Here is a 20,106-nt window from a genome sequence, read left to right on the forward strand (position 1 = left end):
GCCCCCGAGGTCCAACCATGGTTCCTACGCCCACCACCGATCTGCCGACGCTGCAGCGTCAGGGGTCGAAGATCCAGACCGAACGCCAGGCGCAACTGCGCCAGCATCTGATCACCCTGACGACCCATGCCCTACTGGAGTACGAGCAACAGACGGGCCGCGCGGGCGCGACGGGACAGGCGGTGCAGTACCGCCGATACAACGAGGAAACGCCTCGCCGTCTTCTCGATCCGCGTTTGGAGGTCCTGATCGAGGATGCCACGGGGCTCCACCTCATCGCTGAAGTCCCTTTTGGGGACCTGCGCTCCCCGACCTTCCTTGACCCGGTCACCCGCGAGGAGCTCTACCTCAGCGACCCAGAGACCATAAGCCTGCACGCGCTCAAGGGCAAGCAGGGCTTCCACCTCAAAGGGGTCGCCCAGACGCAACTCGTGTACGGCCCGCGGTTCGGGCTCAGCGATCGGGTCGCGCGCGCACTTCAGAGCCGACAGGTGTGGCTTGCCCCGGGGCTGCTTGTCATGCTGTTGACCATAAGTAATGCCCTGACCTTCTCGGGGACGGTGCTGGGGCAACACGTCCTGCTCGTGTGCACCACGTTCCTGAGCGTGGTCGTGCCACCCCTGATGTTCTGGTGGGGCTTTCGGCCCCAGCGCCAGCAGCTCAAGGGCTTCAGCCGTACTCTCCTGAGACGGTTCCAGGGGCAACCCACGCCGACTCTGCCCGCCCTCGTGAACCGGCAACTCCTGGGGGGGGTCGTGTTCCTTGCCCTGATCCTCTCGGGCTCACACCACCTGCTTGCGGGGAGTCTCGTGCAGGCCCTCAGCCTCTTCGTGACCTGGCTGCTCATCCGCTTCTTCCACCTGCAGGCCGAACAGCAGGGTCGAGGCCTCGCCGAGGACCTTCAGCTTCTTCCAATGGTCACGCCGGAATCTTCCGCCCTGTACCCACTGAGTCTGACGATGGAAGAGCGTCTGGAGTTGCTCCCGAAAATTGCCCAACTCCAAACCCGGGCAGAAGAAGCCCAGGAACAAGTGGGCACCTCCGGTCTGGGCGAGCCGCAGTACCGCGCCCTGAGTGCCGTGCAGCGGGACTGGCCAGAATCGGTCAACCTGATAGCGACCCTCCCACCGCAATACCAGGCTGAGGAAGCGGCAAAACACCTCGACCTGCTCCTCGACATCACCCCGCCGCCGGCCGCCAATCCCGCTGGCTTGGACCCAGCATTGGCGGCCCACCTCACGTACTTGCAGGAGCTCAGTCGGAACCGGTCGCACCGCTCGCAGAAGTCATCGCGAACAGCACCTTGACGGCCGAAGAGCGCCCTACCAGCCTCCTGCGTACCGAGCCGTCACAAGCGCAGGCCCAAATTGCCGAACTCGAAGCCCAGTTGGGGCTGCTCTCCCTGACCTGAACAGCACGAAGAGCTTCCGGAAGAAGGCCGCCTTCAGGGGTCCAGGAAGAACAGCCGGCCGGAAACGGTGTGAGGGCTTGCCTCCCGGCGGGTCATTCCGTCTCGGCCCACCAGAACCGAGGGGATCATTGAAGCATGTTGGAACTCGCCAATCTGATGCAACCCCTGGCCGTGTTACAGGACGCCCACCCCGAGCATCGAGCCGCCCTGCTGCCGGCCGTCCTCGCGTCCGCCTTCGCCCTGGACACGGCGGCTCCACTCCTAACTGCTGGTCATGAGGACCCGCTCTGGCCCCTGCTCCTCAAGCTCTGGACCCCGGAGACCCATCAAGCCCGGCGGCGTGGCCGCCGCCCTGCGCCACGCCGGACCTCCCCCCATCCCTTTCCCCTCCACTTCTCCCTGCATGTTCTAGGGATGAACAGCGTTGGCGTGGGGAGCCTCGTCGAACAGCACATCCTCTTCCTCGAGGTTCCCACCTTTCTCCTGGGAGAAGTCGTCGATCACCCGGACGACTTCACGGCCGACCCGGTGCTGGCCCTCTCCGCTGGAGCGTATCGGCGCCGGGACCTGCCGGTGCCGGACCTGCTGCGGGCCTATGAAGGCTTAGCTCATCTGGGCATCGACCAGGGCGCCGCGTCGTATCTGTGTGGGTCTGTCCCTGCCCCCGAGCTGCTTGAGCTGATCACCTGGGTGTACCGCAAACGCCACGTCCTGCGCAGCCCGGCCGCGGTGTTCTGGAGTCTGCTGAAGCAGCACGATCCGATCACCGACCGGCACTTCCGCACGGGCAGCAGGGCGGAGGAAGCCAGTGGGTATTCACCTTCAGTCGACACGCGCGCTCCGAGAAAAGAGGCTCTATGACTCCCATCACCGAAGTTGAAGGATTGGGTGATAAGCAGCCCAAGCCCGCTGGAACCTGGGGTTGGTACGGGGCCTATAACCCGGCGCATCATCGTCATGCGCCCTTAGTGCTGTTCAGCATCGGGGTGTGCCAATGTCTGCCTAAGGAGAGCAACGGCGTGAAGCGGGGCGCGTGTCGCACGCTTCACAGGGTGGGTCGGTGACGTACAAGTCGTCTAAGGGCAGTCCCAAGCATTCATCGACCCACAGGAAGTGGCCCAGGCCATCGACGCTTGTTCCAAGACGCCCTCACCGCTCTCGACGTCGCCAGACGCACTTGCGCTGAGTAGAGATGAGAAGGCTTTTGGGAAGCGGAAGTCGACGCTTCTCTTGAGAAACAGGTCATCAGACCTAGATGAATACCATCCACCCCACCTCTGTGACATTCAGATACTCCGGAGGTGTAAACACGGAGAGCAACAAGTCAAACTCTAAAAAACGCTCAGCTCGGTCAGTAGCTACATTGCGACGAACAGGTTCGTGAACCCTCATCGTGAGTCAGCAGCGAAGAGACAACGTCTTGTCAGGTCAACCCGTCACCGCCGGAACAGGCTCCGCAACAGGGTGAACACCACATAGAACGTGCAGAAGTAACCCGCAATGCCGGCGATCAGCGAGAGCCACCAGGGCCAGTTCAATCCCAACCAGACAGCCAGAAGGATAAAGCAGGCCAAGTAGCCCGCGACCAGCACAGCCCACCGGCGGGCCTTGTCGACAGGGGTCCAAGAATTCAGGTCCATTGTGATTCTCCTCCGCCTGCCCGCACAGACAAGCGTGATGCCACTGGATGAGTCCACCCAGATTCAGGCAAAGATGGGTCTTAAGGGTGGGGACTCTTCTCGATCGGGACGCCGACAGCATTTCCCCATTCAGTCCAGCTGCCGTCGTAATTTGTGACCTCCGGATAGCCGAGCAGCTGGGTGAGCACAAACCAGGTGTGACTGCTCCGTTCGGCGATTCGGCAATACGTCACGACTTGCTGCGATGGATGGATTCCAGCCGCCTCATATAACCGCTGTAGCTGCTCTGCGGGTTTAAACGTGCCATCGTACCGAACGGCCATCGCCCAGGGGACGTTGACCGCTCCTGGAATGTGTCCACCACGCAGCACGCCCTCCTGCGGGTAGTCAGGCATATGGGTCACCGTCCCGGCATATTCGTCCGGGCTACGGACATCCACCAGCGCCCCGGTCCCTTCGTGTACCAGGTGGAGACGTTGGCGGACCTCGTCTCTGTAGATACGCAGTCGCTCGTCGCGCTTCCCCACCGGGTAGGTGGTCGGTGTGACCTCCGGTGCTTCACGGCTCAGGTCGAAACCATCCGCAATGAGCTTCTGTCGGCCACCATTGACGAGTTTCAAGTGCTGGTGGCCGTTGTAGCGCAGAACCCAGAAGGCGTAAGTCGCCCACCAGTTGCTCTTATCACCGTACAGCACGACCGTCGTTTCAGGGGTGATCCCCAAACGACTCATCAGACTGGCGAAGGCTTCCGGAGCAATGAAGTCACGAATGACCGGGTGCCACAAGTCCCGCCGGCTATCGAGCCGCAGAGCGCCAGGAACATGGCCTGTGTCGTACAGCGCCCCGTCCTCACTGGCCTCCAGCACCCGGATATCCGGGTCCAGATGATGTTGAGTCAGCCACATCGTGTTCACGAGGACGTCGTGCGTGTAGGAGCGGGGAGATAGGCTCATTTCATCCTCTACTTTGTCAGTTCGCGCTGACGCCATGAAGATACTGAGGTGCGTCTCTTCTCTCAATAAAGCGGGCGTACGAACAGATATTGGAATTCCGGATAACTGAGCAAGATGCGGACTGAGCCAGCAACTTTCGGTCAAGCAGACTGCCCTGTCGTCATCGGATTTTCCGATAACCAGTGTCTTCGTGTCGGTATGCTGGGGCATGCGCTTGGACCCGGACTACCTGGTGACCTTCAGTGTGGTTGCTGAGTATGGCAATATCAGCCGCGCGGCCGAAGCACTTCGCCTCAGTCAACCCGCCGTCAGTGGCCAGCTCAAAACCCTACAGGACGTCGTGGGCGAGCGGCTCTACACCCGGACCGCCTACGGGGTCACCCTGACTGATGCGGGGCACGACCTCCTGCGGTACGCCCGGGTCATTGCCACCACACTTTCAGGGGCAGCTGAATATCTCGCGACCCGACAGGTCCACAGCCGGCCTTTGCGACTCGGCCTCTCCTGGACGCTCAGTACCTACGCAGTTCAGGTGGCCTCGTATGCCCACCGTGAAGGGCACCAAGTTCGCATCATCAGCGGACATTCCGCGAGCCTCATCGAGGCGCTCGCTTTGGATCAATTGGATGCCGCTTTGATCGTCCATCCGCGCACCTCCCTTCCTCCCGCGTTCAGTGTCCACCCATTCAGTTCCGAAGAACTCTGCCTGCTGGTACCGGCCGGGCATGAGCTGGAGCAACGCGGATCTACGCCCCTCCTGGCCGCTGCGCAAGAAGTCTTCGTGTGGCCGATGGTAGGCAGCACCGTAGTTCGCCATGCCGAGCAGTTGCTGAACGATGCCACTGTCATGCCAGATCTGCAGTTCGAGCTCGGCAGCCTCACCGCCGTTCGGGAGGCATTGGTGCGCGGGATAGGCGTCACGATTCTGCCCCCAGGGGTGGCGCGGCCGGAGATTGATGCGGGGCAGGTCACCCCAGTGCTGATTGAGGCGTTGAACGTGACCGTCTCATACGTGGTCGTCACTCCGAGTGACGTGATCGGTCGGGCTGAATCGCGCCGTCTTCTGGACCTGGTGCTGCACTCCAAGCGGCCCCCCCGGGAGTAAGGCACCCTCTGCAAGCTGTGCAGGGGTGCAACGACTAGACAGTGAGCGTCTGAACTGTTCTCGCACTGGTCAAACAGTGTTGAGGCTGCAGAGCGCAATTCACCGACTGAGTAAAAAACAGCCATTGAACAGGCTGGGCGACGTGGGCAAGTCACGGAGACCAAGCCGTTGCCAAGCCAAATGCGCCAAGCTCTGGCAACAATTTCCTCAGAGGTCTTGTCAATTAAGCTTGACACCCAGAGAGGTATAATTTACTTTAAGTCAAGCAAACGCGACATTCGGTCAAGAAATCCGAATATCCAGAAGCCACTATCCCCACAAGGAGCGCCAATATGCAGCGGCTTTTTCCTCTTGCCATCATTGCCCTCACCACCCAACTCGCGGCAGCTCAGACCACCACCCTGCCTGCCGATCTTCAGGCGCGCTACGACACCTTGCGGCAGGCTTACTTGACAGGCGATGCCCAGATGCTGCGCTCACTCTACGCAGCGGACGCGACGCTCCTGGACGTGAGCAATCAATCCATCCCCCTGGAAGCAGCCCTGGCGGCCTCGAGTGCCGAGACCCTGAAGGTCAGCAAGCTGGATATCCGCTTTCAAAGCGTAAAGCTTGACGATGAAAGGGCCACCGTCGTCAACCAGCAGGATATGGGTGCGGAGAGCATCATGGACACTCTGCGGGTGCCCCTTCAGGTGACCGCTTTGGCCGAGGACATCTGGCGCAAGGTCAACGGCCAGTGGCTGATCACTGCCTCGCGGGTGCTCGAAAGCGAGACGCGGGTGGCCGGGCAGATCATCAAGCAGGTGGCCCCCCCATTACTGACCGACGCACAACTCGCTGAGCGCCGCATGGCATTGCAGATGATGGCTCAACCTATCCGCTCCGTTGCCGCCGCCGCCCAGGACCCGGACTTTTCCTGGCTGACGGAGCTGACACGCGGTGCACGGCTGATCGGTGCAGGAGAGGGCAGTCACGGCACTGCCGAACACTTCCAGCTCAAGGACCGAATGTTCCGTGAGCTGGTACAACACCATGGCTTCACAGTCTTTGCCATCGAGGCTGACTTCGACGACGCGTATGAGGTAGACCGCTTCGTCAGGGGCGAGGGACCGAACGACCCGGACGCAGCCACCCGCGCCTTTGATTTCTGGACCTGGCAGACGCAGGAGGTCCGCGACCTTCTGGCCTGGATGCGCCAGTACAACGCTTCGCGGGGCGACAAAGCAGAGTTACGCGTGGTAGGCATCGACATGCAAGATCCGAGCGGCAGCCTGGATCTGCTGACTCGCCTCGCGCCGCCAGACAGACGCGTACAGGCCGCCTTGAAGACGCTGGGCAGCGTGACGGCTCACGACTGGGCCACCCTGGCGGAGGGCACTCCCGAACGCCTCGCCGACTTGAGAATGCAGGTCGGCGAGTTGCAGGCCGCCCTGAGCACTCTGCCTCCCAGGACACCCCAGCGAGCCACTCTGCTGCACCTGGCCGAGACGATGCGGCAGGGCACGACGATGTTGACTAGCGGCGACCAGGATGCCAACCGCCTCAATCTGATCCGCGATGCAGCCATGTTCGGCAACACCCGCACGGCCCTGGATGTCCTCTTCCCTGGCCAGAAGGCCATGCTGTGGGCACACAACTTCCATATTTCCAAAGTTCCGGCGCAGGGCCAGTCCTATGTCAACCTCGGGCAGCACCTGGCTCGCGCCCTAGGAACGAGCTACCGCACAGTGGGCTTTTCGTTTGGTGATGGGGAATTACGCGCGGTTTCCGGTGATCCGGCGCAACAGGTAAAAGGTCCGGTGGTCCTGACTGCCGCCCCAGCGCCGCGTGACAGTCTCGATACCCTGATCTCCGGGAACGCCCCTGCCATCTACCTGAACGTAGCGCAGGCCAGGCAAAACCCAGTGCTGAACGCCTGGCTTGCACAGCCAATCCGCATCGCATCCGTGGGGGCGGTGTACACACCAGGGCTACCCACCGGGGCAAACGTTGTGCTGCCACAGGCCTTCGACGGCGTGATCTTCGTGAAACGAAGTAGCGCCGCAGGAGCGCTGGGGAGGAAGTGAACACAACGAAACAGTCCACCCGGGACCGGCAGTGGACCCGCACCCGACAGGCCGAACTGGCATACCAGGTGGTCTTCAGCGCCGTATTTCTGATAGGGATCTACTTCAGACCGTCCAGCGCCGTGTTCTGGCTGTTCAGCGCCGCCGTCATGCTGGGCGGCTTCGCCATTTGGATCTGGCAGTACCGTGCCCTGGACGAACTAGGTAAAGCCCGCTTCGCCTTCAGCTGGATGGTGAGCGGGATGGTGTTCAGCTCGGGGGTGGCACTGGTACTCATGTGGGCGATCTACGACGCACTCAAGCGGGACCATACTCTGGAAAATGTTCCCAGCCTACCCTTCTGGCCGATGTACATCGTGTTGTGCGTGGGCCTCCTGACGATGTGGTTGACCAACCTCTACCTTCGCGGCCGAGATGGACGCGGAGGATGAAAAACCGTATCAAGGTGCTGCGCGCCGAGAATGATCTGACGCAAGCGCAACTGGCCGATCAATTAGATGTATCCCGCCAGACCGTCAACGCCTTGGAAACCGGCAAATACGATCCGAGCCTACCGCTGGCCTTCAAACTGGCGCGGCTGTTTGGGCGTCGCATTGAGGACATCTTTCTGGACGGCGATAGCGAATGAAGGAATGTACGACTGAAATTCCCTTAGAGGTCTAACTTACGATAATACTTTTTAGCATACTGAGGCATGACTCTCCTTGCGACGTCAGCCCTTCAGAGCGCTCGCCCCTCGATGCTGACGCGTGCAGCCCAAGCCAATCCAGGTCTTCTCCTGACGGGCTTCCTCGTCGTGCTCCTCCCCCTCACGCAGACGCTGCCCCTCTGGCCGGTCGTCCTCGGGGTGCTGGCGATCAGCCTCCTCCAGCAAAACTGGGCCAGAGACCAGCTGGTCCTCCCCCGCGCCCTCGCCTTCCAGGCCGTTGCCCTCCCCAGTGGATTCGCGGCCGCCGTGACCACCCAGGATTGCCTGACCGCCTTCGGCGCCGTGATGGGCATGATTCTCTTCGCCACCCTGATGGGTCGACGCTAACCTCTCACCCCACGACACATCGGCCCCTCGAGGGGCCATTTTCATGGCTCGTCCCTGAGGGTCATGCCGGTGGTGCACGACCCTCCCCCTCACGGGGAGCGACGACGGCATGTCCAGAGCTCACCTCTCCTCTGCCGAGCAACTTCGACACGCCCTCCAGCTCCGCGAACTCAGCGGTCCTCCGCTCCGCGTGGCTGCGTTCAGACGCGAGCTGAAGCTGGGCCGTCAGGTCGTCTGCATCCACCGTGACCGTCCACGCGGCCCATGCCCGGCGGGTGCCCAGGAACCCATGATCCTGACGGTCGAGCGCATTCAGACAAAGACCGTCCGCTTTACGGAGCCTGATGGCGAGTTCCGTTGGTTCGGCTTCCCCACCCGCACGTGTGGGACACGCCTGGAGCATCTGAATGGTGGATTCGTACTCCAGCACCCCGAGGGCGATCGCCTGATCTACCACTGGCTGAACGGTGAGCTTCATGCCCAGGCCTAGGAAGACGCCTGAGCAGGCCTCCATCGACAACGCCAAGAAATTCAATGCCCTACAGCGCGCCGCCCTCCCTCTCTTCATGGGTGCCGGCCTCGAAGCCCAGCTGCTTGAGCAAGGCCACGTACGCGACCGCGCCCCCGACCACCAGCTGCGGCTCCAGCAAGAATTGTGGGACCGTCTCGCTACCCATGCCGATCATTGCCGCGTGGTCGGCGAGGCCTTGCGGCGAGAGATGAAGGCCGCTGCCCCAGAGACCTATCGCCAGGATCTCCTCCGGCTGCGGTACCTGCGCGCGCGCTTCGGCTCTATGCGCCGTCCAACGTATAACTGCGATTTCTGGCGCACCGCCCTGCGCAAGGCACTCTCTGTCGAGGACTTTCATGCCGCAGAACGCCGGGCCGATCCGACAGCCGCTCAGCGGCAGGCAGATCAGGCCTGGGTCGACGCGCAATTGGCGACCCACCGCAAAGCCAGAGAAGCACGCTCGAACATCCAGCCCACCCTCTGGCAGGCCGCAACCCCCCAGCCAACCAGAAACGACCACACCATGTGACTTGGGAGGCCTCGTTCTTCCGGTGCAATTTGTCCCTCTCTGGCAGAACGGATGTTCCGCCAGAACACCCATCTCAGAAGTGCCCAACTTCAATCCTTCTGCCCTGGTGAATCGCATGTCGTAATCCGCTTCCCTGTCCGCTTTCTCCCTCCTCCTTCATTCCACTCCTCGAGGTTCCACCATGCGTAAATTCTTCTCGTCCACCCTGATCCTGATCGCCGCCATCACCGGAACGGCCAGCGCAGCTACGCCCACCACGCTCCTCAAGCTGCCGGCCACCTGTAGCGGCACGACCCTCGGTGAACTCGTCGCCTGCCGCCTCTCGATCTCCACGCTCGTCGGCCGCGACAAGTACGCCACGGGCAGCGCCATCGAGGACAAGACCCGCGAGGCCGTCGTCATCACCAACGGCATCAAGGCCGGCGCGCCCCTGGGCATCTCCGAGGCCGCCGCCACCAGCTGGTGGGGGGGCGCAGATCGAAGCCAGCAAGCAGATTCAGCGCGGCGTCATCACCGGTGCCGAAAACGCTGGGCTGCCCCGCATCAATAAGGGGCCGAAGGTCGCCGATCTCCGCGGGGCGCTCGATACGCTCACCCTCAAGATGAACGCCCTGTACGGCAAGTCGTGCAGCGACCAGGTCATCACCGACGCGGTCAAGGCCGACCCCAACGTGAATATCCCGGCCCTGCTGACGGCGGCCGGTGGTCTCCCCCGCTGCGTGATCGCCAGCCGGTAACCTCCTCTCTTCAGGCCCCCGTGTGGGGCCTTTTTTCATGGTGAGGATTGACAGCCCACCAGAATCACCTCAGCCACTCGCCGCCTTCCTCCAAACCATCCCCGACCTTCAGCTTCCCTCCCCGCCCCCGGCGGGAAAAACTGTCCATATGATTTCTGCCATCGATCCGACCACCTATGCCGACGCCCTTACCCGCATCCAAGCCCTCTGGAATGCTGGCGCCAGCCAGATCGGCCACCCCGACCACGCTGAGTTCGAGGGCCTCTACGCGGCCATCACGGTCTATGAGGTTGCCGAAGGCCTGAGTGCTCCCCAGGACCAGTTTCAGATCGATACCCTCGAACGCCTTCAGTGGTTCGTCGGCAAAAAAGCTGACCTTCAGAGCCGCAAGGTCCGTCTCAAGGCTCAATACGACGCCATGCTCCGCGACATCGAGCGCAACGAGGAACACCTGGACTGGCGCTACGCGGCACAGGCCGAACAGGTGTTGCGGGCCAACCTCAGCAAAGGCAAGAGCCTCAAGCTCCTGACAGGTACGGTCGGCCTGCGCAAGACGGCCGCACGGGTCGGGACCACGGATGATGCAGCGCTGCTGCGGGCGCTTGAGGCTGCCGGGGGTGATCTCGCCACCGTCATCGAGCCGAAGATCAACCTCACCGCCCTCAACCGCCTCATCAAGATCGAGGGCGATACGGTGTACCTCGTCTCCGAGGGTACGATTGCCGAGCTGCCGGGCCTGAGCATCAAGCCCGCGACGGAAACCTTCTTCGTCAAGGCCGGGAAAGAGGGTGAAGGAACGGACCAGGAATAGGCCACCGCCTATGCTGGGGAGCGAGGCCGTCATGTCTACTCCCCTTGATCCACTCCTGTTCGGACACGACCCCACCCCAGGCATCGTGTCCGTTCATGCCGACCTCTCCGGCCGGGCCCTCGTCTGGCGCCGTGATGACGGACAGGTCACCCTCGAGCGCACCCGCTTTCGCTCCTGGCTCTACGCCCGTGACCTCGCCGACGTCGAGCACCTGGGCCCACGTCTGGACACCCACGACGAGCACGCCCCCTTCAGCGCCCGCGAGCTGCCCGGGGCACCGGGGAGCCTGCGATACCTCCTCACCGCCCGCGACGGTCAGGCCCTCCGCCGCGCCGTCCTCGCCGGCGCCAGTCAGCGCCTCGGTCGCCCTATCACCAGCCTCCACGACCTCTCCGGGTACTACACCGTCGGCCCCACCGAGCAGTACCTCATGGCCTCCGGACGCACGTACTTCAAAGGCATGGGCTTCGACGACCCCCACCGCCTCCAGTTTGACCTAGAGACCACCAGCCTCAGCCCGGAGACCGGCCGCATCTTTATGATCGCCGTGCGCGACAACCGGGGCTTCGAGCGTGTACTGGAGGCCCGCCGCGCCGCCCAGGAACCCGAACTCATCCACACTCTCCTTCAGGTCATCCAGGACCGTGACCCGGATATTCTGGAGAACCACAACCTCATGGCCTTCGACCTCCCGTTCCTGATGGGACGCGCCCAGCTGCACGGCCTCGCCCTCAACTTCGGCCGGCCCGGTGGTCCCCCGGGCATCTGGAAGGTCCAGGACGGCCGCTCCACCCCGCACTGGGCCTGCGCCGGCCGCGAGATCGTCGACACCATCGACGCCGTCCGGAGACTCGATCTCCCCAGCGCCAGCCTGAAAGTCGTCTCCAAGCTGTTCGGCATTGCCCCCGAGGACCGGGTCTACATCGAGGGCGCCCAGATCGCCGAGACCTACCGCACCCACCCCGCGACCGTCCGCAAGTACGCCCTGCAGGACGTCGAGGAAGTCGAAGCGCTCGCCCGGCGCGTCCTGGCCCCGTCCTTTGCCCTGGCCAAGATGGCCCCACGTCCTTACCACCGCCTGCCCTACGCGGGCACCGCGACCGGCATGCTCGAACCCATGATGGTCCGCGCCTACCTCCAGGCGGGCACCGCACTCCCCGGAACGCCCGAGCATACGGACGAACCCCATCAGGGCGGAGCCGTCCACCTGTACGCTCAAGGGGTGCTGTCTCGCGTCGTCAAAGCGGACATTGCCAGCATGTATCCCAGCCTCATCCGAGCAGAGCGCATCGGCTCCAGGCGCGATCCCCTGGGCGTGTTCCTGCACCTCATGGACCACCTCACTGTCCTGCGGCTGGAACACAAAGCCGCCGCACGACGAGGCGACCCTGGCGAACACGAGGCGATGCAGAGCGCCATGAAGCTGGTCGTGAACTCCGGTTATGGATACCTGGGCGCAGGCCGCCTCGCGCTCTTCCAGGATCGTGCGGCCGCCGATCAGGTCACCCGTCGTGGCCGGGAAGTGCTCGCCCAGGTCGTCGAGGCCCTCCGATCACGCGGCATGACCCTGATCGAGGCCGATACCGATGGCGTTTTCTTCTCCACTCCCGAAGGCTGGGCCGAGGCCGACGAGCGCCGCCTGATCGCCGACGTGGACGCCACGCTCCCCGCCGGCGTCACCCTGGAGTTCGACGGCCGCGCCCAGGCCATGCTGAGCCACGAGGTCAAGAACTACGCCCTCCTCCGCCATGACGGCCACCTGGAACTGCGCGGCGCGGCCTTCGAATCCAGTCGCACCGAGGCTTACGGCCGGGCCTTCCTCCAGCAGGCCTTGTGGGCGCTGCTCTCCGGCGACGTGCCCGGAGTACGCCAAGCCTTCCTCGACGCCCGGCATACGCTGGAAACGCGGGCGTGCACCAACGCGGATGTCGCGAGCCGAGTACGCCTGACCAAGTCACCCGAGCAGTACGCGGCCACGCGCGGGGGCCGCCGGGAAGCCACCTACGAAGCCCTGCACACCCTGGCCCGGAGCTGGCGGGCCGGCGAGCGGGTCAGCCTCTACCACCGCACCGGGCGCGGCCTGACGCCGCTCGACGTGAACCCGGAGGGGCGCGACTACGACGTGGGGCATTACACCGCCGCCCTGGTGGGGACGTACGCCTCACGCCTGCGCAAGGGGCTGGATCCTAGAGACTTCGTGCAACTGTTCGATGCTTCCACCCAACCCGGCCTCTTCGACCGCCCCTTCCAGGACATGCACCCCGTCTGGATTCAGGTGGAATGACGAAAGGGGGGCTTCTTAAGCCCCTCTTCTAATTTATAGGTTCAGATCACTTCTTCGTGGTTCGCCGTGCCTTCGGAGCCGGCTTAGCGGTCTTCCGTGAATTCCCCAGGTTCTGTCCTTTCTCAAAACTGGCCTGCATCTTGCGGCGAGTTTCCTCGACCATGGCCGCGAAATCCACATCACCCGACTCCACCGCTTCGAGGCTGGCTTTCGGGGCCGCCACGCGCTGTCTGGAGGCAGACAGGGCTTCATTGACTCCCGCGAACCACGTCTGATACGCAGGCGTGACATTGACAACCATATCCTTGACTTTGCGCGTATACGTTTCATCCGCACCCCGCCGACGGTACTCCTTCGGGAGGTCGAAGCGTTCCGGCAGGTCCGCCGCTTCAATTTCACCTGATCTCACCGCGTCGCGAAACTGCTTATAGAACGCATCACTGCGTTGGGGGTTGGTCAGATTTTCCATCTGCGTACTCAGCTTTTCATAAGGCATAAATACAGTTATAGAAGCTTCCACTCCAAAACACAAGCTGAGCAAGTCGTTTTATCAGACGTCATTGCTCATATTTTTGCTAGATCAAACCGCACAGATCGCCCAACTCGCGGAATCATGCACCCAGTCCAATGGTCCGATAAGCATTCCCTGAAGTGCGCCGACGCACTCGCCACCAAACAGAACAACCTGCCCATTCGGGCGATAGAAGGCCACTACCATGTAACGGCTGTTTGCCGTCCCTTCTTTCCCTTCCTCAGGAGCCTTCATGCGTACCCGCAACACCATTCTGCCCACCCTGACCCTGGCGATACTCACCGCTCCAGCGCTGGCGACCGCACCGAAGGACACGTTGGTCCTGATGCAGTCCTCCGACATCACCACTCTGGATCCGGCCCAGGCCTACGACGTGGCGAGCTTCGGCATCGTCGAAAATCTCTACGAAACCCTCGTGACCTACCGGGGCAGCGATCAGACCAAGCTCCAGCCCCTCCTCGCCACAGGCTGGACCATTCGCCCCGACGGTCGCCAGTACACCTTCGACCTGCGCCGCAACGTCCGCTTCCACAGCGGCAACGTCATGACCTGCGCCGACGCGGAATACAGCCTCCGGCGCCTGCTCGTCACCAACAATGCGGACAGTGGCAACTTCTTCATCGCACAGGCACTCCTGGGCACCGAGAGCAACGCCAAAGACGACCCCAGCGTGACCTGGCCGAAAATCAGTCGTGCGGTCGCCTGCAATGCAGCCGGGCAACTCGTCCTGACCCTCCCCAGCCCCGACCCGGCACTCCTGGCCAAGCTCGCCTCTCAAAACACGGGCATCGTCGACCGCGCCTTCGCCGTCAAACTCGGGGAATGGGACGGTACCGGCAACACCTGGGAGCGCTGGGTCGGAGAAGATCTCACGGACAGCGCACTCAGCCGTCAGCCCAGTGGGACGGGCGCGTACCAGCTCGTGCGGCAGGATGCCCAGACGGTACTGGCGACCCGTCACAACCAGTATTGGGGTGGGGCCGCCCCCCTCAAGAACGTGGCCGTGCAGATGGTGAGTGAAGAGGCCACCCGCTTGGCCAGCCTGCAACGCTGTGATGCGGACGTGGCCGAAGTCGGGCTGCGCGCCACGCTGCCGCAACTGCGCTCACAGGCCGCCCTGCAGGTGCTGGACCACCTTCCCGATCTGGGGACACCCGTGATGCTGATGAACCAGAACATTCAGGATCCAGTGCTTCTGGGCAGTGGCAAGTTGGACGGCAAGGGCATTCCCGCCAACTTCTTCTCTGACCTGAACATCCGTCAGGCCTTCAGTTTCGCTTTCGACAGCGAACGGTATATCCGGGAGATCACATCCGGCGCGGCCCGTCACCGGACCATGGCACTTCCCCCGACCTTCCTGGGTTACGACCGCAGGGTCCCCCGGTATGCGTACAGCCGTGCCCGGGCCACCGAAGCGTTCAAGAAAGCCTTCGGCGGCCAGGTGTGGACTGCGGGATTTGTCCTGAACGTGAACTACCGGTCCGGCTCGAAGACCGGCCAGGCCACGATGGAACTGCTCAAGGCATCCGTCGAAGCCTTGAATCCCAAGTTCCGCGTCAACATCCAGCCCCAGCCCTGGTCCGAACTCCTGGCCGCCAGCAAGAGCGGCAAGGCCTCCATGCTGACGCTGTCCTGGAGTGCGGATTATGCCGACCCGGACAACGTCCTCTATGCCCTCTTCTCCAGCAAGGGCTTCTACGCTCCCAGGACAGGCTTCAAGGATGCCCAGGTGGACGCCTGGCTGGAGCAGGCCCGGACCCTCACCGATCCGCAGCAGCGGGCCGCCTTGTACCGCAAGGTCGGGGCAAGGACGCATGATCTGGCGACCTACATCCTCATGCCGGCCGAGCCAAGCTTCCTGGTGTTCTGCAAGGGCTTGAAGGGGGTCAGTGTCACGTCGTACAACCCGATGCTCAGCGGCCTGACCGGCACGTACTGGCGGCAGGTCAGGAAGTAGCGTTCAGACATAGGCCAGCTGGCAGTCCTGACTCAACAACCGACGCGTCGGCGAGAGCCCGCAGAAGAGACTTTCCCCTCCCCCCGCACAGCGCAAGCTTGTGCGGGGGAATTGTTGTGATGCCCCAGGAGGTGTCCCATGTCTCTCCCCCATTCACCCGCCGCAACCGCCCTGATCGCCCTGACCCAGACCCTCACGCTCTCCGCCGCCCAGGAACATGACCTCCAAGAGCACGATCTCCCTCGACTGTGTCTCGACGTGCCGCACGCGATCTTTCTCGTGACGCTCGGCGGAACCCATCTCCTGGTCTCCAAAAGCCCGGAAAGCCAGAAGCTGCTCGCCTATCACCTTGCACACAGCAGTGCAGCTTACGTGCTGGAGCAGGGGCAATTTCAGCAGGCCACCCCTGCCCAGGCCACGGCCTACCTGAACGGTTTGCCCCCCGTCTATGTCATCGAGGCTCCAGCAGACCGTCAGGTCCTGCTCATCCGGTCTCTCAGCGGTACGCCCGACCCAGTCGTGCTGCCCCAGACCTCCCCACTCTACGCACAGGCGCAGCACCTCCTTGCCCGGCGGCCGGCTTTCGCTCGGGACGCCGCTGGCCACCGCGCCCACGTGCAGCACCAACAACGGGTGGTCGAGCTCTACGGACAGGTGGCCCACCCCGCGCCGCCGTCTCGGACCGTTCCCCAGGCTCCCAGCGCACTGTCCACTTCCGCTCTGCCTAAATCCTGGGGAACCAAACGCTACCCCGAAGACCTGGAATACGTCATCACACATATGGTCGAGGGTGGACAGGCCACCATCCTGATCGAGACGGCGAGCGTCCAGGCCCACTTCGATGCCATTCGGCACGATCCCTGGACGCGGCAGCTCCGCTCGACGAGCTCAGCCCAGTTCACCCTCCTGGCCCGCATGACCATTGCGGCGGGCACCTCCTGGCCGGACGCCCTCGCGCAGCTCACCGCACGGGTTCCCAGTGTCTACCGCGACCTGCCCAGTTCGGTCTATCTGCCGGACAAGAAAGGGGAACGGGTCGTGTCTTTTCCCCGCTGACAGTTCTGCCGGTCCCTCGCCCGCGGTCCGCGGGCAGCCGGTGGCGACATGCGCCCACAGGAATTCTCTCTGACCGCCACCCGCACCCTGGGTCTCCTCCTCCCCACGACCGCTTCAAACGAGCGCGTCCGTGGTCTCCTCATGCTGCCAGCAGAGCTCAGTCTCATCACGACCGTCGTCCGTTGGACGCAGGCGACGAATGGGGACATCTCTTTCCCCTCCGGCAACCTCCACCCGGTGCTGGAACAGGGGCTGGCTGCCGTCCTGAAGGAGCGTCTGCCGACCCGAGCCTCCGAGCTCCCGGAAGCGCCGCCGCTGTGGGGCTGGCTGGAGAACAATCTCCTGTTCCTCGAAGACGGACTGATCATCTCCCCGTCGAGAGTGAAGGGCGATTACACGACGCACGCCCTGTCTCGACGGGATGGGAAGGTGCCGGAGGCGGATGCCTGGATAGAACTCAAGGCGGCCGGCCTTGGCGAGCGTGAGACACGTTACAGCCCCGCCCTGGCCTTCTGGGAAGCCATCAATGCCTGGACCGCCGATCAGGAGGAGAACGGGCGGTCCGCGCGGAACCGTCTTGCGCTGGAGTACGTGGGCCAGGCCATGTACCGCACGGTCCCCTTGTGACGCTGGAGCATGATCCACCGGAGATCGGCGCGGTGGAGTTGGCCCAGCACCTGCAGGAACTCGGCCATTCCCGCGACACCGCACACGCCATCGTCGATGTAGTCTGCGCGGCCATCGCCCTGGCACTCACGTCGGGCCACAACGTCACCCTGCGCAACCTCGGTACCTTCAGGCTGCACCCGTATATGCCCCGTCCTGGGCTGCCCAGTGCGGCGGTCACGTTTCAGCCCGCGCCAGAACTCCGGGACTTCCTGGCCCCCCCAGCTCGGATCGTGCCCTGAAGCTGGAAGGGTGATCACTCAGAGCCCAAGGAGGAAGTGAGGAAGGCGAGCCGTGACGCCAGCCGTTTTTCCCTCACCCCTCTGGGGTAAAGACCCATCCTATGAAGACTGCACTCTCTCAGGTAGCCGCTGACCTGCGCGGGCTGCCCGTCCACTTCGCTCTCTCTGCCTTCGGACCGGCCGCCGTGCACGTGGTCGGGAAAGCAGGCTCTCCCCTGACCTGGCTCGATGTCTTCGTCCACGAGGAAGACCTGCACGCCCTGGTTCAGGAACTCCCCCAGCACCTACACGCCCGCCCCCTCTGGACGGTGTGGCTCGAGCGCCAGTGCCCACTACCGATCGACTGGACCTGGGGATTTCAGGAAGCGAGACGGCAGATCTTCCCCCGGCAAGGCGTGTACTGCCCAAGCGACCGCCTGGAGCCCGCAACCGCGTGCGCCCATCCCGATCCTGCGGTGCTCGATGCCCGGCAACTGGGTATGCTGGCCTACCTGTACGAGCTGATCGGGCACGGCCAAGCCTGGAGTAATGCCGCCGACTGACCTCACAGCCTATTCAGCTCCCTTCAAGCAGAGCTTCAAGCTGGCGAAGGAGCTTTTCGGCCTCCTTCGCACGCTGTCCTTCAAGGCGGGAGAGCTTGGGAAGTGTCTTCTTCATTTTGCTGATCTGTTCTTGGAACGTCGATCTGGAAGTGGTCTGCTCGCCTTCAATTAACTCCTTCACTGCTGTTGCGGTGAGCTTTTCTTGAAGGGCTTGTTCCAGAAGAGCAGAGCGGATTTCACCTTCAGGTAAGCGGGTGAGGGCCACGGCAACACTGAATTCCATCTCGCCCTTCCAGACAGCTTCCAGTTCTTGAGGCGTCAGGGCAAAAACTTTGGCACGGAACTGCACCCATACGCTCAGGCCAGTGCCAAACACCTCTTTCAGAAACTGCTCGACCTGGTGAACATCCTCCGCTCTTCCTTTGCGAACTTGATTCAGGTAATTGATCAAATCATTGCCAGCTAGACCTGTCCGTGCCTCTAGAGCCTTGAAACCCGCAAAAGTTTCATCGAGAAGATGTAGTTCTTCCCGCTGACCATTCTCAATGAGCGCCAGCAGACTTGCCCTCTCCTCGTCGGCCTCAAAGACTAGTACAGGGATCTCTGTCAATCCGGCCAGTTGAGCCGCTCTGTAACGGCGCTCACCAGCAATCAGGCCATAACGCTGAGCCCCTAGTGAACGAACCCAGATGGGCTGAAGAATACCTTCCTTACTGACGCTTTCTGTCAAACCTGCGAGTCGTTCAGGCTGGAATGCCTGTTGATCATATTGTCCGCGTGGATTGTGGCCAGGTTGAATTGCAATTTGTTGTAACGGGAGCCGCTGTGCCTGCGCCGTCCCCATGACATCGGCCAGTGCATCCAGACCCAGCGTGAGGCCAGCAGCCGAGGGAAACCCACTGGAGCGCTTCTTGGTCATGCGCTGACCCCAAGGACAGACAGAAGATCGTCCGCGACAGCCTGGAAATCGCTCGCGACTTCAGAGTTGGGTGCATGCTGCACAACGCTCTCTCGAGATTCAGCAGCCGATCCGACCACTGCGGTCGAGTCCCTGACCGGCCGACTGATCGGAGCGAACTGGCGGTAGTTTTCATCTAGAAAAGCCAAAAGATTTTTGTGGTGCCGTGTCTGGGCCTTCATCCTATTGGGTACGATCAGGCGCAATGCGATCTTCGGAGAATAGGGTCTGACTGTACGCAATAGCTTTGCGATTTGATCTGTGTTTTCTACCCCTTTCATACCACTGACAGGTAAAATGATGTGATCAGCTGCCGCGATGCTGGCAGCGAGAAAATTGGTTCTTTGCGGCTTGCAGTCAAAGATCACAACATCGTATGGATTCTTCTCTAGTAAGTCGTCAACGGCAAGGCGTAGATTCTCTACACGCGTGAAGTCCCCCATCAAGATGCCTTCAGCTTCTCCCAGGGTGTCGTTAGCGGGCCATACATCGACCCCACGAATATGAATAGGGGCTGGTAGAGCTCCCGGCTGGTCCGTGCGGAAGACTGCGGTCACTGTCGACTCGGGACGCATCGCAGGTGCATCAGCCGAGGTATGAAGACCAAGCCCTTTCGTCAGGCTCGCCTGTGGATCCAGATCGAAGAGTGCCACTTTGTACCCGCGGCCTGAGAGAGCAAACGCAAGTTCGCGGGCGAGCGTCGTCTTGCCCTCTCCCCCACTGATATTGCTTACGGCCAGACGTATGGGTACTTGCATAGGATTCTCCTGAGTGGCTCTCGCCTTGACATGCTGAAGGAGCCAGAAATCGGATGTGGAAATCACTGCGGCGATAGGGCGGTTGTATTGCTCAATGAGTGCGGGCTGTCCTGCCTGTGCGTCACGCAGAACCCGAGGCAACTGTGCTCGGAACTCTGCAGACTTCAGAACGTCGATCTCGGGCACATATCACTTTAACCAAAAGTTGTACAACAATTCAAGCGTTTTGAGGGCGCAGGTGCGATGTTCTGCGGGAATGCGCGCTGTGATGTGCTTGGCGAAGAAGGTCTATATCTCAGAGCAGATTTCCGA

Annotated in this window: 23 protein-coding genes; 17 read left to right on the forward strand and 6 right to left on the reverse strand. The window is 62.4% G+C overall.

Annotation, left to right across the window (positions count from 1 at the left end):
- Positions 1 to 17: 17 nt before the first annotated feature.
- Together DGO_RS19640 and DGO_RS19645 are read left to right on the forward strand one after the other, a co-directional pair.
- Complete coding sequence (locus DGO_RS19640; protein WP_014682838.1) at positions 18 to 1,307, forward strand: hypothetical protein; 1,290 nt, start codon at positions 18 to 20, stop codon at positions 1,305 to 1,307.
- 239 nt (positions 1,308 to 1,546) lie between these two features.
- On the forward strand, positions 1,547 to 2,272 hold the full coding sequence (locus DGO_RS19645; protein WP_014682839.1) for a hypothetical protein: 726 nt from the start codon (positions 1,547 to 1,549) through the stop codon (positions 2,270 to 2,272).
- 575 nt (positions 2,273 to 2,847) lie between these two features.
- Here the strand turns inward: DGO_RS19645 and DGO_RS19650 are convergent.
- Together DGO_RS19650 and DGO_RS19655 are read right to left on the reverse strand one after the other, a co-directional pair.
- Positions 2,848 to 3,051, reverse strand: coding sequence for a hypothetical protein (locus DGO_RS19650; protein WP_014682840.1), 204 nt, complete (start codon positions 3,049 to 3,051; stop codon positions 2,848 to 2,850).
- A gap of 80 nt (positions 3,052 to 3,131) precedes the next feature.
- Positions 3,132 to 4,004: a sulfurtransferase gene (locus DGO_RS19655; RefSeq protein WP_043804998.1), complete on the reverse strand. Its 873-nt coding sequence runs from the start codon at positions 4,002 to 4,004 to the stop codon at positions 3,132 to 3,134.
- 208 nt (positions 4,005 to 4,212) lie between these two features.
- On the opposite strand from DGO_RS19655, the gene DGO_RS19660 reads away from it, so the two are divergent.
- The 5 genes from DGO_RS19660 to DGO_RS19680 all read left to right on the forward strand — a co-directional run bounded on the left by DGO_RS19660 (position 4,213) and on the right by DGO_RS19680 (position 8,211).
- Positions 4,213 to 5,109 carry a LysR family transcriptional regulator gene (locus DGO_RS19660; RefSeq protein WP_014682842.1) on the forward strand — a complete coding sequence of 299 codons (897 nt, stop codon included), beginning with the start codon at positions 4,213 to 4,215 and terminating at the stop codon, positions 5,107 to 5,109.
- A 332-nt stretch (positions 5,110 to 5,441) separates the two neighbouring features.
- Positions 5,442 to 7,175, forward strand: a complete 1,734-nt coding sequence (locus tag DGO_RS21440) for an erythromycin esterase family protein (protein ID WP_014682843.1) — start codon at positions 5,442 to 5,444, stop codon at positions 7,173 to 7,175.
- Positions 7,172 to 7,606: a hypothetical protein gene (locus DGO_RS19670; RefSeq protein ID WP_014682844.1), complete on the forward strand. Its 435-nt coding sequence runs from the start codon at positions 7,172 to 7,174 to the stop codon at positions 7,604 to 7,606. The genes DGO_RS21440 and DGO_RS19670 overlap by 4 nt, the downstream gene beginning before the upstream one ends.
- Positions 7,603 to 7,803 carry a helix-turn-helix transcriptional regulator gene (locus tag DGO_RS19675; protein WP_014682845.1) on the forward strand — a complete coding sequence of 67 codons (201 nt, stop codon included), beginning with the start codon at positions 7,603 to 7,605 and terminating at the stop codon, positions 7,801 to 7,803. Before DGO_RS19670 ends, DGO_RS19675 begins: the two co-directional genes overlap by 4 nt.
- A 168-nt stretch (positions 7,804 to 7,971) precedes the next feature.
- Positions 7,972 to 8,211, forward strand: a complete 240-nt coding sequence (locus DGO_RS19680) for a hypothetical protein (protein ID WP_145975555.1) — start codon at positions 7,972 to 7,974, stop codon at positions 8,209 to 8,211.
- Between the two features lie 61 nt (positions 8,212 to 8,272).
- Here the strand turns inward: DGO_RS19680 and DGO_RS19685 are convergent, their stop codons facing one another.
- Complete coding sequence (locus tag DGO_RS19685) at positions 8,273 to 8,689, reverse strand: hypothetical protein (protein WP_145975556.1); 417 nt, start codon at positions 8,687 to 8,689, stop codon at positions 8,273 to 8,275.
- Here DGO_RS19685 and DGO_RS23605 point away from each other — a divergent pair.
- The 5 genes from DGO_RS23605 to DGO_RS19705 all read left to right on the forward strand — a co-directional run bounded on the left by DGO_RS23605 (position 8,679) and on the right by DGO_RS19705 (position 13,083).
- Positions 8,679 to 9,251 carry a hypothetical protein gene (locus DGO_RS23605; protein ID WP_145975557.1) on the forward strand — a complete coding sequence of 191 codons (573 nt, stop codon included), beginning with the start codon at positions 8,679 to 8,681 and terminating at the stop codon, positions 9,249 to 9,251. The two genes, DGO_RS19685 and DGO_RS23605, sit on opposite strands and share 11 nt — an antisense overlap.
- A 181-nt stretch (positions 9,252 to 9,432) precedes the next feature.
- Positions 9,433 to 9,801 carry a chorismate mutase family protein gene (locus tag DGO_RS22480; protein WP_014682850.1) on the forward strand — a complete coding sequence of 123 codons (369 nt, stop codon included), beginning with the start codon at positions 9,433 to 9,435 and terminating at the stop codon, positions 9,799 to 9,801.
- Between the two features lie 52 nt (positions 9,802 to 9,853).
- A complete protein-coding gene (locus DGO_RS24720) occupies positions 9,854 to 9,988 on the forward strand; it encodes a hypothetical protein (RefSeq protein ID WP_014682851.1) in 135 nt (44 codons plus the stop codon).
- 148 nt (positions 9,989 to 10,136) lie between these two features.
- A complete protein-coding gene (locus DGO_RS19700; RefSeq protein WP_043805007.1) occupies positions 10,137 to 10,799 on the forward strand; it encodes a host-nuclease inhibitor Gam family protein in 663 nt (220 codons plus the stop codon).
- Between the two features lie 31 nt (positions 10,800 to 10,830).
- Positions 10,831 to 13,083, forward strand: coding sequence for a 3'-5' exonuclease (locus DGO_RS19705; protein WP_145975558.1), 2,253 nt, complete (start codon positions 10,831 to 10,833; stop codon positions 13,081 to 13,083).
- A gap of 46 nt (positions 13,084 to 13,129) precedes the next feature.
- Here the strand turns inward: DGO_RS19705 and DGO_RS22485 are convergent, their stop codons facing one another.
- Complete coding sequence (locus tag DGO_RS22485) at positions 13,130 to 13,579, reverse strand: hypothetical protein (protein ID WP_014682854.1); 450 nt, start codon at positions 13,577 to 13,579, stop codon at positions 13,130 to 13,132.
- 268 nt (positions 13,580 to 13,847) lie between these two features.
- On the opposite strand from DGO_RS22485, the gene DGO_RS19710 reads away from it, so the two are divergent.
- The 5 genes from DGO_RS19710 to DGO_RS19735 all read left to right on the forward strand — a co-directional run bounded on the left by DGO_RS19710 (position 13,848) and on the right by DGO_RS19735 (position 18,078).
- On the forward strand, positions 13,848 to 15,572 hold the full coding sequence (locus DGO_RS19710; RefSeq protein WP_014682856.1) for an ABC transporter substrate-binding protein: 1,725 nt from the start codon (positions 13,848 to 13,850) through the stop codon (positions 15,570 to 15,572).
- A gap of 138 nt (positions 15,573 to 15,710) precedes the next feature.
- On the forward strand, positions 15,711 to 16,628 hold the full coding sequence (locus DGO_RS22495; RefSeq protein ID WP_014682857.1) for a hypothetical protein: 918 nt from the start codon (positions 15,711 to 15,713) through the stop codon (positions 16,626 to 16,628).
- A 48-nt stretch (positions 16,629 to 16,676) separates the two neighbouring features.
- Positions 16,677 to 17,255 (forward strand): hypothetical protein, encoded by a 579-nt coding sequence (locus tag DGO_RS19725; RefSeq protein WP_014682858.1) that lies wholly within the window; start codon positions 16,677 to 16,679, stop codon positions 17,253 to 17,255.
- The gene (locus DGO_RS23610) at positions 17,252 to 17,536 is read left to right on the forward strand and encodes an HU family DNA-binding protein (protein ID WP_043805017.1); all 285 of its coding nucleotides are present in this window, start codon (positions 17,252 to 17,254) and stop codon (positions 17,534 to 17,536) included. The genes DGO_RS19725 and DGO_RS23610 overlap by 4 nt, the downstream gene beginning before the upstream one ends.
- Before the next feature lie 101 nt (positions 17,537 to 17,637).
- A complete protein-coding gene (locus DGO_RS19735; protein WP_014682860.1) occupies positions 17,638 to 18,078 on the forward strand; it encodes a hypothetical protein in 441 nt (146 codons plus the stop codon).
- A gap of 13 nt (positions 18,079 to 18,091) precedes the next feature.
- On the opposite strand, the gene DGO_RS22500 is transcribed toward DGO_RS19735, so the two are convergent.
- Together DGO_RS22500 and DGO_RS22505 are read right to left on the reverse strand one after the other, a co-directional pair.
- Positions 18,092 to 18,997 carry a ParB/RepB/Spo0J family partition protein gene (locus DGO_RS22500; protein WP_014682861.1) on the reverse strand — a complete coding sequence of 302 codons (906 nt, stop codon included), beginning with the start codon at positions 18,995 to 18,997 and terminating at the stop codon, positions 18,092 to 18,094.
- The gene (locus DGO_RS22505) at positions 18,994 to 19,980 is read right to left on the reverse strand and encodes an AAA family ATPase (RefSeq protein ID WP_226991566.1); all 987 of its coding nucleotides are present in this window, start codon (positions 19,978 to 19,980) and stop codon (positions 18,994 to 18,996) included. Before DGO_RS22505 ends, DGO_RS22500 begins: the two co-directional genes overlap by 4 nt.
- Between the last annotated feature and the right edge of the window lie 126 nt (positions 19,981 to 20,106).

It is taken from the genome of Deinococcus gobiensis I-0 (assembly GCF_000252445.1).
GTDB classification, from domain to species: domain Bacteria; phylum Deinococcota; class Deinococci; order Deinococcales; family Deinococcaceae; genus Deinococcus; species Deinococcus gobiensis.